This window comes from Natranaerobius thermophilus JW/NM-WN-LF (genome assembly GCF_000020005.1).
In the GTDB taxonomy this organism is placed as follows: Bacteria; Bacillota; Natranaerobiia; order Natranaerobiales; family Natranaerobiaceae; genus Natranaerobius; species Natranaerobius thermophilus.
Window position 1 is genome coordinate 2,586,713 of sequence record NC_010718.1, and the last position, 13,747, is coordinate 2,600,459.

General features: G+C 38.0%; 14 protein-coding genes. 6 read left to right on the forward strand and 8 right to left on the reverse strand.

All coding sequences use genetic code 11. The features are described from left to right. Positions 1-130 precede the first annotated feature (130 nt). Both NTHER_RS12245 and nadC read left to right on the forward strand, forming a co-directional pair. Positions 131-1,945, forward strand: coding sequence for an L-aspartate oxidase (locus NTHER_RS12245; RefSeq protein ID WP_012448827.1), 1,815 nt, complete (start codon positions 131-133; stop codon positions 1,943-1,945). Continuing rightward, the gene (gene nadC, locus NTHER_RS12250; protein WP_012448828.1) at positions 1,914-2,831 is read left to right on the forward strand and encodes a carboxylating nicotinate-nucleotide diphosphorylase; all 918 of its coding nucleotides are present in this window, start codon (positions 1,914-1,916) and stop codon (positions 2,829-2,831) included. The genes NTHER_RS12245 and nadC overlap by 32 nt, the downstream gene beginning before the upstream one ends. A 93-nt stretch (positions 2,832-2,924) precedes the next feature. Here nadC and NTHER_RS12255 read toward each other — a convergent pair whose 3' ends face one another. The 6 genes from NTHER_RS12255 to NTHER_RS12280 all read right to left on the reverse strand — a co-directional run bounded on the left by NTHER_RS12255 (position 2,925) and on the right by NTHER_RS12280 (position 7,673). Continuing rightward, positions 2,925-3,911 (reverse strand): radical SAM protein, encoded by a 987-nt coding sequence (locus NTHER_RS12255; protein ID WP_012448829.1) that lies wholly within the window; start codon positions 3,909-3,911, stop codon positions 2,925-2,927. 64 nt (positions 3,912-3,975) lie between these two features. Further along, complete coding sequence (locus NTHER_RS12260) at positions 3,976-4,323, reverse strand: DUF134 domain-containing protein (protein WP_012448830.1); 348 nt, start codon at positions 4,321-4,323, stop codon at positions 3,976-3,978. 144 nt (positions 4,324-4,467) lie between these two features. Next, a complete protein-coding gene (locus NTHER_RS15385; protein ID WP_012448831.1) occupies positions 4,468-6,426 on the reverse strand; it encodes a nucleotide-binding protein in 1,959 nt (652 codons plus the stop codon). 92 nt (positions 6,427-6,518) lie between these two features. Beyond that, positions 6,519-6,905 (reverse strand): DUF5320 domain-containing protein, encoded by a 387-nt coding sequence (locus NTHER_RS12270; RefSeq protein ID WP_012448832.1) that lies wholly within the window; start codon positions 6,903-6,905, stop codon positions 6,519-6,521. 30 nt (positions 6,906-6,935) lie between these two features. Then, positions 6,936-7,265 (reverse strand): NifB/NifX family molybdenum-iron cluster-binding protein, encoded by a 330-nt coding sequence (locus tag NTHER_RS12275; RefSeq protein ID WP_012448833.1) that lies wholly within the window; start codon positions 7,263-7,265, stop codon positions 6,936-6,938. 60 nt (positions 7,266-7,325) lie between these two features. Beyond that, the gene (locus NTHER_RS12280; RefSeq protein ID WP_012448834.1) at positions 7,326-7,673 is read right to left on the reverse strand and encodes a NifB/NifX family molybdenum-iron cluster-binding protein; all 348 of its coding nucleotides are present in this window, start codon (positions 7,671-7,673) and stop codon (positions 7,326-7,328) included. Positions 7,674-7,798: 125 nt separating this feature from the next. Between NTHER_RS12280 and NTHER_RS12285 the strand changes: the two genes are divergently transcribed. Together NTHER_RS12285 and NTHER_RS12290 are read left to right on the forward strand one after the other, a co-directional pair. Continuing rightward, the gene (locus NTHER_RS12285) at positions 7,799-8,860 is read left to right on the forward strand and encodes an IS6-like element ISNth1 family transposase (RefSeq protein ID WP_012447151.1); all 1,062 of its coding nucleotides are present in this window, start codon (positions 7,799-7,801) and stop codon (positions 8,858-8,860) included. A gap of 256 nt (positions 8,861-9,116) precedes the next feature. Next, entirely contained in the window at positions 9,117-9,569 is a 453-nt protein-coding gene (locus NTHER_RS12290; RefSeq protein ID WP_012448835.1) for a hypothetical protein, read from the forward strand. 56 nt (positions 9,570-9,625) lie between these two features. On the opposite strand, the gene NTHER_RS12295 is transcribed toward NTHER_RS12290, so the two are convergent. Further along, entirely contained in the window at positions 9,626-9,901 is a 276-nt protein-coding gene (locus NTHER_RS12295) for a hypothetical protein (protein WP_158438275.1), read from the reverse strand. A 297-nt stretch (positions 9,902-10,198) separates the two neighbouring features. On the opposite strand from NTHER_RS12295, the gene NTHER_RS12300 reads away from it, so the two are divergent. Further along, the gene (locus NTHER_RS12300) at positions 10,199-11,398 is read left to right on the forward strand and encodes an IS110 family RNA-guided transposase (RefSeq protein ID WP_012448837.1); all 1,200 of its coding nucleotides are present in this window, start codon (positions 10,199-10,201) and stop codon (positions 11,396-11,398) included. 332 nt (positions 11,399-11,730) lie between these two features. After that, a complete protein-coding gene (locus NTHER_RS16560; protein WP_462476420.1) occupies positions 11,731-11,844 on the forward strand; it encodes a thioredoxin domain-containing protein in 114 nt (37 codons plus the stop codon). A 101-nt stretch (positions 11,845-11,945) separates the two neighbouring features. On the opposite strand, the gene ltrA is transcribed toward NTHER_RS16560, so the two are convergent. Next, positions 11,946-13,373, reverse strand: a complete 1,428-nt coding sequence (gene ltrA, locus NTHER_RS12305; RefSeq protein ID WP_012446632.1) for a group II intron reverse transcriptase/maturase — start codon at positions 13,371-13,373, stop codon at positions 11,946-11,948. Positions 13,374-13,747: the final 374 nt, after the last annotated feature.

Consider the following 13,747-nt stretch of genomic DNA (forward strand, 5'->3'; position numbering starts at 1 on the left):
GGAACTTGGAATAGATAGATCACGATAGGCTTTAGGATTAGTTTTATACTAATTTCAGAAGTAGGATTAGGAATAAGATTAGGAAAAAGATTAGTATTAGTAGAAGTTTAGGAGTAATTGGAGTGATTTTATGTCTGCAATAATTTCAATACACCATTTTCCCGTTATTGTTCTAGGTTCAGGCATTTCCGGCATGTGTGCCGCTTTAAAGGCAGGGCTAAAAAAAGGGCAAGAATGTGAAACAGCTACAGCTTTGATTTCTCAAGGAGATGAATCCCTGACCAATACTTACCTAGCCCAGGGCGGCATAGCTGCCGCCCTTAAAGATATAGACAGCCCGTACCAACATTATAAAGATACTTTACAGGCATCTTCGGGTCTCACCAACCCGGATATTGTTCATATGCTTGCAGAAGGTGGACCAGAAACAATTGATCAACTTGAACAGTTGGGTGTTGAATTTGATAAAGACCAGCGTGGGGATTACAAACTGGCCAAAGAAGGAGCACATTCTTACCGTAGGATATTACGATGCGGAGGTGATCGTAGCGGTCAGCAAATAGCAGTGAAATTAGCGGACAAAATTATAAATTGCCCATATATTGCCAGATTTAACTGCCACAAACTACTAAAACTTTTAGTAATACAAGGTACCTGCATGGGAGCTATTACTCTTGATGATGAAGGTGAATTCCATCTATTTTTCTCTGATAGTACTATTTTGGCAACTGGGGGTTATGGAGGTTTATTTGAAAAGACTTCCAATCAACCAGGGGCCCTAGGTGATGCCATTGGTGAAGCATTATTACAAGGAGCTACAGTGGCAGATTTAGAATTTGTTCAATTCCATCCCACTGGGCTAGAAATTAAAGATATACCTTCCCAGGGAAAAGAAACAAACCATTATCCTGCAAGCAATTATTATTATCCTGCTTTTACAAATCAATATCCGTTAATTTCAGAGGCAGTCAGAGGTGAAAAGGCCCTATTAATTAACGATACAGGCCGAAGAATCATGGATGGAGTACATCCTTTAGAAGAACTGGCGCCTCGTGATGTAGTATCAGCAACCATTTATCAGTATCAACAAGCTGGATCAAGGGTGTATCTAGACGCTACACATCTAAATACCGGCTATGTTGAACAAAGATTCCCGGGAATTTCATCTATGCTAAAAAAATATGGATTAGACTTGGCCAGGGATCGGATTCCCGTCACTCCGGCAGCTCATTACACCATAGGAGGTATTTTAACCCCTTTTGGTATTTCGACCGGCATCAAGGGATTATTTGCCGCTGGAGAGGCAACGTCCTCGGGAGTACATGGCGCCAATAGACTTGCCAGTAACTCTCTTCTGGAAGGTGCTTTCTTTGGATTCATGGCTGGGAAACGAGCTTTAGAGTTACATCTTCACTATAAAGAAAAATCCAGATCAAATAGTTCAGAGAGAACTTTATTTAATAATCATGAAAAAAATAAATTTATAAAACAAATTCAAAAAAACTTTTCCCAGGCTGTCGAACATCTCACGGACAATGATAAAGATGTCTTTTTTCATGATAGTGATTTTAACCAAAAATTTATCGCTCAAATTCAAAACATTATGTGGACAAAGGCAGGAGTAATCAGAGATGAAAGCAAGTTACAAGAAGGTTTAATTCAGCTAAAAACCTTGGAGCAAGAATATTTTAAGTCACTGCCAAAAAACTTACAAAAACTGCAACAGCATAATTTGCAGTTATCTCCCCTTCCCAAAGTAATCCTGTTGGCAAAAAAAATTATAGAAGCCTCGCTGAGACGCAGAGAAAATAGGGGTGTACACAAAAGAAGGGAGTATCTTCAAATACCCGAACAAAACCCTGATAAATTTTTGTTTAGACAAGCTTACAATATTTCGAAAGGATGGTTTAAATATGACAATGGTTCGTATAGACTGGTTAGATAAAGTGATTGACAGGGCCTTAGAAGAAGATTTGGGAAGCAGCTCAGACCTGACCACTTCGGCTGTTGTGAACTATAATAATGATCTCTCAAGCGACAATCAAGGTGATCATTTAAATTCTTCCACATTCAACCAAGGGGAACAAGGGAAGCAAGGGACAGGAATGATCACTGCCAAGGAAGAAGGAATCTTAGCTGGTAGCTTTGTTGTAACAAGAGTTTTTCAAAAGTTATCTGATCAGATTAACTGCCAAATACTTATACCGGACGGTCAAAGAGTCTTATCAGGCCAGGATATTATGCAAGTGACAGGGCCTTTAGCGCCCATTTTAACAGCTGAACGGTTGGCCCTGAATTTTTATCAACGCCTTTCCGGCATTGCCACAGAAACCAGGAAGTTAGTAGATCTAATCACACCCTATTCTTGTGAACTTTTAGATACTCGTAAAACCACCCCAGGACTTAGGCCACTAGAAAAGTATGCTGTTAGAATGGGCGGTGGTACAAATCATAGAATGGGGCTTTATGATGGTGTTATGATCAAAGACAATCACAAAAAAGCTTCCGGATCTATCACGGAAGCGATTAGAAGAGTTAAAAACACAGTAGGCCCTATGGTCAAAATATCGGTGGAAGCTACCAACCAAAAGGAAGCAGAAGAAGCTTATCAACACGGGGCAGATATCATCCTTTTAGATAATATGTCAACAAATCAATTAGTTCAAATTACAAAAAAGCTCTCTGGTAAAGTACTTCTGGAGGCCTCGGGAAATATCAGTAGTGACAATATTTCAGAAATAGCCAGAACAGGTGTTGATTATATTTCTTCAGGGAGTATTACTCATTCCGCTGAATCCCTGGATTTGAGCTTTAATTTAGTTGAATTTTAACAATAGATATGTTAATTTTTTATCTTTTATTATTTAATAATTTGTATTAGGAACAAATTTTGATAACTATAAATTACAATTTCACTTAAAATGCTAGTTTTGATACTCATAAAAAACTGTCCCATGATGATAACCGGATTCTATCTGATTCTCATTAAACAATGCATCTAAACTTTTAATTATTTCCTGAGGATGAACCTGCAAAACTGTTGTCAAATCCTCTAGAGTACAAGGGCGACGTTTTAATGCTTTGATTATCTGAGCTCTAATCGAATCGTCATGTTTAGTTATAAGATTAGCTTGTCTTTCATAATCAGACTCGCCATCAGACTCATTTTTTATATTAGGGTTATTGGGTTCAGCTATTTCAACCCGTTGTGAATCTTTACCCGCTTCTATTAGCTTTTGACGCAATTTGTCACAAGCCCATGATGGATTAACATTATCCATGGCTGGTGGCCGGGCAACAGTATTAATATGAATTTTGTTTGTCTTAATTTGCATTAGCATCTCTACAATCTTATTTAAATTATCAACATCATCATTTATATTATCAACCAGAAAAGTTTCTAGCCAAGTGATGCCCTGAAACTCATCACAAAATTCACTAATGCCCTCAACCATATGAGAAAATTCAATATCAGGGTGAGGGCAATTAATTTTCTGAAAGACATCTTTAGTTGCCGCATCTAGAGATGGCATAACTAAATCTGCACGACTTAAATCTTGCCTTACTTTTGGATTGTCTAGTAAAGAACCATTAGTTATAACGGCTACAGGTAAATTTGAAATTTCTTTAACTTTGGCAATTATGTCACCAATTCCTTTATGAAGTGTTGGTTCACCACTTCCGGAAAAAGTAATATAATCAATACCTGTTAACTTTTTATTAATCACTTCTGTGAATTCAGACAATACAACTTTCGGGGAAACATAATAATCTCTGTTTATGGTAGTGTCTTGATCTGAACCCAATTGACAATAAATACAATTATAGCTACAAGTCTTGAAAGGAACGAGATCAATACCTAATGACCTTCCGAGCCTTCTTGATGGTACTGGTCCAAAAATAGAACTCACTGTCTACACCTCTTTACATGACTATTTTTTAGCTAATATTTGATCTAAAACTTAGCATTTAGTCCTAGGAGCTTTTAGGTCCTCCTCTATGCCTATGCTGTTCACATCCACATTGACAATCACGAACCTGGTAAATACCACCCTCTATCCGAATAGCTTTTCCGGAAACCAAAGCTTTGGAAATCTTCTCTCTGGCATTGGTCAATATTAATTGAAAGGTTGATCTGGATACATTCATTTTCTTAGCTGCATCTTGTTGGTCCAGGCCCTCAATATCTTTTAAACGAACCGCTTCCAACTCATCTACGTTTAATACTTCCTCTTGTAATTCTCGCAGAGGAACACCTGCAGGCTTAAAGTAATTAATCTCTGGAACAAACTCTACCGTACGTTTTCTAGGAGGTCTGGGCATTTTTACACCACCTTTATAAGTTAATATTCCCTTGGTGATAATTTCATTTCGTTATTATATCATAGTGAATCTTAATATTAGAAACTTTTACAATATTTTTCGAATCACAATCCAGCACTGGCCAGCATTTCAGCAACCAGAACTTCAGTATTTCTGGACTTCAGAGCTCAGACGAGAAAAAATTTCTTTGATTTTTTTTGAGGTATCACAATGAGTATTATAGTCTACAATGGTTTGCCCCTTTAACTGGGCTTCAGTAACCTGTTCGTCATAAGGTAAACAGCCTAAATAATTAACATTCAATTCCTCTATTCTGTTAATAATGGTCTCAGTCATTTCTTTATTGATATCGTACTTGTTAATTATCACACCTGCAGGAACTTGAAAGTGACTACACAATTCCAGAACCCGCTCCAAATCATGTAGTCCAGAAACAGTTGGTTCAGTAACTACCACGGCATATTCAGTACCTGTTAATGATGCTATCACTGGACATCCGGTACCAGGGGATCCATCCAATAATCCCTCCGTGACGTTATCAAAGCTGGCAAGTTCTTTGGCCTTTGTTCGGGTCAATGTAACTAATTTGCCCGAATTTTCTTCAGCAATACCTAAACGAGCGTGGGACATGGCTCCTTGAGAAATTTTCGATTTATACCATTCGCCGTTAATTGCTGGCTCCAACTTGATAGCGTCACTTTGACACACCAAGCGACAAGCACCACAGCCCTCACAGTTGAGAGGGTCAATTTGATATTTTTGTTTATCTTCCCCCTCTCTTTCTTGAAATGTTATTGCTGCAAAGCGGCATACCTGATAACATTTACCACAACCACTACATTCATTGCTATCAATCCGAGCCAAGTATCCACCGCTGAAATCTCCCTGCTCCATGATATTTGGATTTAAGACCAAGGGTAAATCTGAAGCATCTACATCACAATCTGCCACAACGGCCTTATTAGCCAATGAAACCAGAGAGGCTGTTAAGGAAGTCTTTCCAGTCCCACCTTTCCCACTAATTACAACTAGCTCACGAAACTCTCCGGAGCCTTTATCCTTATAATCCTGTTCTAAATCTAATTTACCATCCTGATTCTCGGACTGATTCTGGGGCTGATCCTTGGGCTGATCCTGGGGCCAGGACTGATCCTTGGGCCGGGACTGATCCTGGGCGGCCTGGTTCTGATCCTGAGCCTGTACTTGACCTTTGTCTATACTCACCTTTTGTAAATTTAAGTATTGCAACAGTTCGGAAGAAAGTTTCGAAAACATTTTCTGATAATCATTAAATTCCTCAACAGCCAGTTCACCCCGGGAATAGAGCTCTGCTATCCTCCTGTCATTGGGAATCTCACCTATGATGTGCAATTTTTCCCTTTGACAATAGTCATGTACTCCCGGGTCTTCACCGCCGCTTCTATTTATGACCACCACTGGCTCAATTCCAATTTCTCTGCACATCTCTACTGATAACTTGAGATCATGCAAACCAAAGGGTGTTAGATCGGTAACCAGTACACATAAATCACTATCTTTAACTGTTTCTACCGCTGGACAGGCAGTTCCAGGTGGTGCGTCCAATATATTAATATCACAATTGGCAAATTTCTTAACCTCCTTGATCATTCTAGGCGTCATGCCACCCTGACCCTGATTAACAGCGCCATAATGCATGGGAACACCTTTACCACGGCCGTGGAACAAAGTTCCCACGGACCGATTCCCTTCTTGTATAGCTGAATTAGGACAGGCCAAATTACAGGCACCACAGGCATGACATAGTTCGGGAAACAGTAAAATTTCCTGATTAATGGAGACTAGTGCATTAAAAACACATATCTGGCTGCACTCACCGCAGCCAGTACACTTTTCCTGATCAATACTTACTGGTGCGGTTATTTCAACATTTTCTTTTTTAACGTCTGTGGGAGAGAGAAATAAATGTCCATTGGGTTCTTCCACATCACAATCCAAGTATGTCACTCGACTATTAAAATCAAAGCCCGATTCTAGTCGTTTTAAATGCAAAACATAAGCTAGATTGGTAGCTAAAAAGGTCTTTCCGGTTCCACCTTTACCACTGGCTATAGTAATATTCATGCTGATCCTCCTCAGTTTTTATCTTGGCTGCCACTGTTTAAACTTAAAAACCAGCCGGCAGGACAATCATGCCTGCCGACTGCTTAATGGATTTAGCTTTGTTCCTGTAAAGATTCGAGTTCTTCTATTCGCTTGTTGATTTTGTTTAATTGGCCTTTTAAAGCTTTGACCTGACTTTTAAGAATCTTTTTTTCCCTTTCGCTGTCCATATCGAAATCATCATGTACACTTTCCTGATTATAGGCCGGTAAACCTTCTACAACCATCCCTGACCTGGCCCATCCTGGTAGGCCAGTAGCATAATACATGTGGCGAAAACCACTTCTTCTTCCGCCACCAGTTCTTCTTGTATCACTAGCTTTGTTTCTTTTAGACCCTGGATACGAAAAACCAGGTGTTTCATATCCAGCACAATATCCAGTTAATCGTCCACGCATTGGCCCTCTACCCATAGGACCAGTTCCATCTCCTCCTGGCATGAAGACACCTCCTTCAGTAAATAATATTGTTTAGTGATCACAATAAGCTTCCGTCCCCAAAAGTTCCCCTTTTAAATATAAATTTAAAATTTCATCTACATCGCCTTCTACTCCCACGATGGTCTCAATACCCATCTCGGAAAATAAGTTCCTGGCTTTCATGCCCATACCACCTGAAATGACACAATCAACATTTAATTTAAACAAATAATTAGGTAAAAAGCCGGGTTTATGCCCGGGATTTAATATTACCTGTTGATTTTCGATGTGTCCCTCGCCTATTTCAGCTATGGTATATTCAGAACATCTACCAAAATGAGAGGCTACACATCCCTGTTCTGTTGCTACTGCTACTTTCATGACAATTGTCCTCCTTCATTGTTTGTTAATTTAAAAAGTTATATAAAATTAATATTTATTCTATTGATACTTTTCCATTTTGAGTTGGCCCTGTTGATATTCCTCCAAGGCAGTTCTAACCGTTCCTGTTGCTTCTGTATAAACATCTACATTTGAAGCTTGTAGTGCTCTCATAGCCTTTGGACCTACTTTGCCAGTGATAATCACTTTAACACCCTGATCTGCTATCAATTGAGCAGCTCTGACACCAGCTCCACTATCGGAATTCCTTGCTCGATTAGGCAATATTTCTACTTCATCATCATTCTGTCTATAAAGAACAAAGTATTCACATCGCCCAAAACGTTGATCAAGATAAGCATCCATGGGTGACTCAGCATTTTCCCCTTTTGCAGTTATTGCAATCATTTGTTTCCCTCCTATCTTCATAAAGAGTTCTGTTAAGTTATATGATATTTGAATCAGTCTCCGTCCCGGAGTTAAGATAGTTTTAGACAGAAATCAAAACCCTCCGGGAGAAAGGAGACTGATTCATGACTAAAGTTGTATGCCCTAGATGCAATAACAACTGCTCTGACAAGTTTTATAAGTTTGGTTTTGATAATCATGGTCATCAAAAGTATCAATGTCAAGAATGTTTTAGTCAGTTTGCACCTAAGACACTTTCTAAAGGCGGGGATAAAAGAGGCCCTAATATGCCTCGCAAATATCCCTCTTGCCCTAAATGCGGGAAAGCTACGTTTTTACATCACGACTATGAATTTTATTCTAATTTGAGGTGTTGTGACAAAAGCTGTAATCATTCTTTCTATGTCCCTAAACCTCAAAGTATTCCTGAACCTTCGCAACTTGATATTAACGGCAAAGTAGACTTCTCTAACATGAGACATCCTCTTCATACTATTATTCGAGCTCTTTACCTGTACTTCATTAATGGCAGCTCTACTAGAGGTGTCTCTCAATTCCTTCTTGATTGTGAAGGAATTAAAGTGTCTCATGTTACTATTGCTGACTGGACTAAAAAGTTTGCACCTCTTTTTCTTTATATCTCTAGATATCTTAAACCTATTGATCTAGACTCTTCTGATGAGTGGCATGTTGACGAAACTGTAATTAAAATTAAAGGCCAAAGATTCTACGCCTGGACTGTTATTGATGCTGAAACTAGATTTGTACTTGCATTTCATCTATCTCCTTACAGAGATAGCCAGGCTGCTTTTAAAGTGCTGAACTATGCTAAGAAACATTTTGGACGACCTCATAGTATCGTCACAGATAGATATTGGGCTTACAATGCTCCAATTAAAGTTCTGTTTCCAAACTCTAATCACATCAGAGTCAAGTCTTTTCAAGATGATATCTCTAATAACTTAATTGAATCTTTTTTTCAGATTTTCAAAAGCTGGGTTAAGCAACGCAGAGGATTTGCTTCTTTCCAGTCAGCCAACAAGTTGATTGCGGTATTTGTGTTTGCTTTTAACTTTGTTAGGACAAGCAATGTTTTGAATCAGTCTACTCCTGCTCAAGTTGCTGGGATTAATTACTCTAATCGTAATAGGACTTTTTGGCTTTTACATAGTAATAATGCCGCTTGACTGCCAAATCTTTTGAAATCTTGCGAGCAAGTGAGCTTATTTTTCATAACAACTTAACAGACTCTCATAAAGTACTTAACTCACAATTATGTTTTTGGTATATGTTATTTATAATTTAGCACAGTTTTTGGTATATGTCAATTTCAGATTAAAAAATTTTCGAATAGAAAAATAAAAGGTATTCTACAATTAAAAAAATATTTATTTATGTTTTAATTTGTCGATTAAAACAAATATTAAGATAGAGGTGATATGTATGCTACTTAAAGATAGATTAATAAGAGGTTTTATAGCTGGAGTTATCGCTAGCATCTTTGCTAATATCCCCGGCTATATCCTATACTCCCTTGGCACCACTTCAATGCGTTTTGTCGACTGGGCAGCTTTATTTATATATGGAACTCATGCACAAAATTTTTTAGAAATGATAGTAGCCCAAGTTGGTCAAATTATATTTTCCGGAATACTTGGAATAATATTTGCCTATCTAATCCCCTATATCACAAGTATAGGGAACTTATTTAAAGGATGGCTTTATGGCGTTGGATCTTGGTTTTTTATATACGCATTTACAATTTTATTTGATCTAGAACAAACTTATCCCATAAGATTTGGTACAGCTTTTTCCAACTTTATCGGAGCATCTATCTACGGCTTAATTCTAGCGGCAGTACTGAAATGGTTAGATAATAAAGTGAGTATAAAATAAAGGAGACCTTTCTTGGTCTCCTTTATTTATGGGAAGTATCTAAATGATTCTGAGCATTAAATAATATACGTCATTGATAATATAACTGCCACAGTTAAAAACGGAACTATTCCTTTAACATATATGGTTTTATCTCCAAAAGCCCTATCATCTTTTTTATCCTGGTCTCTCAAGATAAATTCTACATACATAGCTAATAGCACTATAAAAGCTAAAGCGGCAATAAAAAAACCAACAAAGCCATCGATAGACTTTAATACATAATTTTTTATATTTACTGTGTAGTCTAACAACATGAACAATAGTAATCCTAAAAAAATATTACGCAACACTATTCGAATTTTCTGTATAATCTGATAATTTAACAAGGTTTGATACACCCCTTGTCTGTTATAGTTATTTATAGAAGGGCAGGAAAGCCCCTCTTGGATCACGTAATAATAAAGTAAAGGTGGCCATCCGGGGAAAGACCAAACACCCCTAGTTAGTACGACTACTTAAAAAAGAACTGTCTTCCCCGGATACCATAAGTAGCAGTTACGGACTATAGAGAAGTTGTGCCTCGAGCACTGATGCTAGACAAGGCTTACCTCTGCTACTAAATACCATCACCTTAAGGAGGTCTTAGAATGTACTTTGTTGGGATTGATTGGGCTGATACAAAACATGATATCCTGGTCATGAGTGGCGATGGTAGAGAACTAGATAACTTCACTATTCAACATTCTAAAGATGGTTTTGAAACTCTAAAAAACAAGCTATTAAAACATGATGACGATCCTGAAAACTTCTATTGCTTAATTGAAACTAAACATGGACTTTTAACCCAATATCTTTTAGAAAATAACTTCACTGTTTATTCTGTTAACCCCAAACTAGTTGATGCTAGAAGAAAAGCTTCTGGGGCTAAAACTGACTTTATTGATGCTAAAATACTAGCTAATATGGGTAGATCAGAGCTCCATGACTTACATAAGCTAGAGCCTGATTCTGAACACATCCAAGAACTTAAAGTACTCACCAGAGATCAAGAAGCTCTTATACAAGAAAGTGCTAGGTTAACAAATAGACTGATTTCAACCCTGAAAGAATATTACCCTGTTGCTCTTGAATTGTTTTCTAAAATAACTCTACCTGTTTCTCTAGCTTTTTTAAGGAAATATCCTACTCCAAAACAGGCTCGAAAAGCTAGTAGAGATGAGATCTTTAAGTTTTTAAAAAAGCAAAAACATCCTAACCCTACGTCTAAAGCTAATGAGATCTTCACAAAGCTTCAAAAACCTAATTTAGAAGGAAACAGAGCCATTTGTTCTGCCAAGTCTAAGTTTTTATTTACTATCCTAGATCAGCTAGAGCCTTTATTAGAACATATTGATGAGTACGACAAGGAAATCGAGAAACTTTTTAAGTCCCACTCTGACAGTAAAATTTTCGACAGCATACCAGGTGCCGGTAAGCGAATTGCACCGAGGCTGCTGGCAGAGTGGGGAGACGATCGCAGCCGTTATGCTGACGCCTCGGTGGTACAGGCCCTTGCGGGAACTTCACCAGTACCCCATCAAAGTGGCAAAATGCGTATTGTAAAAAGGCGACACTCTTGTATTAAGCCTTTTCGAAACGCTTTACATCAGTTCGCTCTACAAACTACAAGGTGGATCCCCTGGGCCAAAGACTATTACTACAAAAAGCGCAAAGAAGGTAAACAGCATCATGAAGCTGTAAGGACTCTAGCTAATATTTGGGTTAGGATACTCTTTGCTATGTGGGTAAACAAAGAGCCCTACAACGAAAGCAAGTTCATAAAAGCTAGAGAAAAACACGCTGCTTAATTTAGTTTTAAAAGAGCAAAATTTCAAATTTGGATTACTGTATCCTGTGTTTCCAAAATTTTACAGAGTTTTATCCTTTACATAGAGAATCTTTTTTAAATAATAATTAAGCGGATAAATATTTTAACACTATTATACATTTAAAATATCATTTTAATCAAGCTTCAGTTTTATGCCCAGTGACAATCCGAAAAGGACTATTCGAAGTAAATAAATAACTAGTCAAGGTATTATAAAGGTAAATACTGTTAATATAAGATATTATTAAAGATATAGAAGAAGATTACAATTTTGATGTTTTATTCGATAAAGATTTTAAAACTAGTGAAACTTTGAATATTGAAGCTGTTCCTACCACTGTTTTTATAAAAGACAATGAAATAATTGATAAAAAATCTAGGGTACTAGAAATTGACGATTTTAATGAAGTTTTGAATGATTCATAAAACTCACCTAAAAAATTAATCGAGTAGGAGGTAGATAATTATTTTATCTACCGACCTCTCACACCACCGAGCAAACCGTTCGGTACACGGCGGTTCCTAGTTTACGCTTTAACTTGTCGATAATATTCCGAAAAGAATAGGAAACCAAATCCTTTGATTACATCATTTCCAAGGGATTTGGATAAGACGGGGCTATTGGAAATTCTCCAGTAGCCCTTTCTTGTGTTTGCATATTCCCATGCTTTGTATTTATTGGCTCCAAAGAACTTGAGCATTTTAAATTTTGTTCTCACTTTCTTCCATTGTTTCCAGTAAATCATGCGAATACGCCTTCTCATCCAACTGTCAGTATTTATTAACAGATTCTTCATATCAGCTGGTTTAAAGTAGTTAACCCAACCCATAATGTATCGGCTAAGTTTCTTTGCTCTGGCTTCGTTGCTTATTCCATAACTTCTAGATGTGAGTTCTTTTATTCTCGTTCTCATCTTTGTAACTGATTTAAGATGAACTCTTAATCTGGCTTTTCCTTTATGTCTGTAAAAGCCAAACCCAAGAAATCTTACCTTTCCTACATAGGCAACTACAGTTTTATCTTTATTTACTTTGAGAAATAGTTTATTTTCGATGAAGGGTAGTATGTTCTTCAAGGTGCGTCCGGCACTTCTTCTGCTTTTACAAAAGATTAGCAGGTCGTCCGCATAGCGGACGAATTCGTGCCCCCTTTTCTCAAGTTCTTTATCCAATTCGTGGAGCATTATGTTACTGAGGATAGGGCTAAGAGGCCCGCCCTGGGGCACGCCAACTTCTGTATCCTTATAGGTGTGTTTGATCATTACTCCTGCTCTTAGATATTTGTTGATAAGAGATATTACTCGACCGTCTTTTATTGTCTTAGATAGCACTTCTATCAATTTGCTCTGGTTTACTGTGTCAAAGTATTTCTCCAAGTCCATATCTACTACATATTTGTATCCTTCATTTATGTTTTGTTGACTTTTCTTAATTGCATCATGAGTACTGCGTCCAGGGCGAAAACCATAGCTGTTATCTGAGAATTGCTCCTCATATATTGGAGATAGTACTTGGGCTATTGCTTGTTGGATTACCCTGTCTACCACTGTAGGTATGCCTAATTTTCTTTTCTTCCCATCTTCTTTAGGTATCTCTACCCTTCTGACGGGATTAGGGCGGTATTTACCGTCCAGGACTCTTTGCCTGAGGTGGTCCCCGTTTTCTTTGAGATATTGTAGAAGTTCATCTACTCCCATCCCATCAATCCCGTGAGAGCCTTTGTTGGATTTTATTTTCTTGAATGCTTTATTCATGTTGTCTCTATCCAAAATTTCCTCTAGCAAATTCCCCTTCGACAAGTTTGCATTGGAGATGTTGTTTTCAGTTATCCTTAAAGAACTGTGCACTCCCGCATATCCTTCGTGTTCCGCACTATTCTTCTGCGGTGAGCCTTCTTTGCAGCTTTCGCCTGTCAGAAGTTGGCGGCACTTCATTCCTTTATTGGTAACAGTCATTTACTGATCTCCTCCTAGGTTCATCCCTTCCTTAATGATGTCGACCTCATCAAGTACTATGGAATCTGCTGACTTCTCATGACAAATCTTATTTCAACCGTGGTTCGAAGTTCATCTTGCCACGTCCATGAGACCTCCCACGGTAAGACGATTAACTTTCATTCCATGTACCCACATCATTTACACTGGTATGTCCGTGTAGTTGATTGGACTTCGTTTTGTATTGCAAACTCATCCCATACCTTATGCCTGATGATGTTCGTGTGCCTTGGGTCGGAATTTTGCCTTAAGCTTCCTTCAGATCCCACCTCACGATGGGCACCCTTGCTCTTGGCTAATGGTTGGTAACTACAAACCCCCATAGTGGACTTACA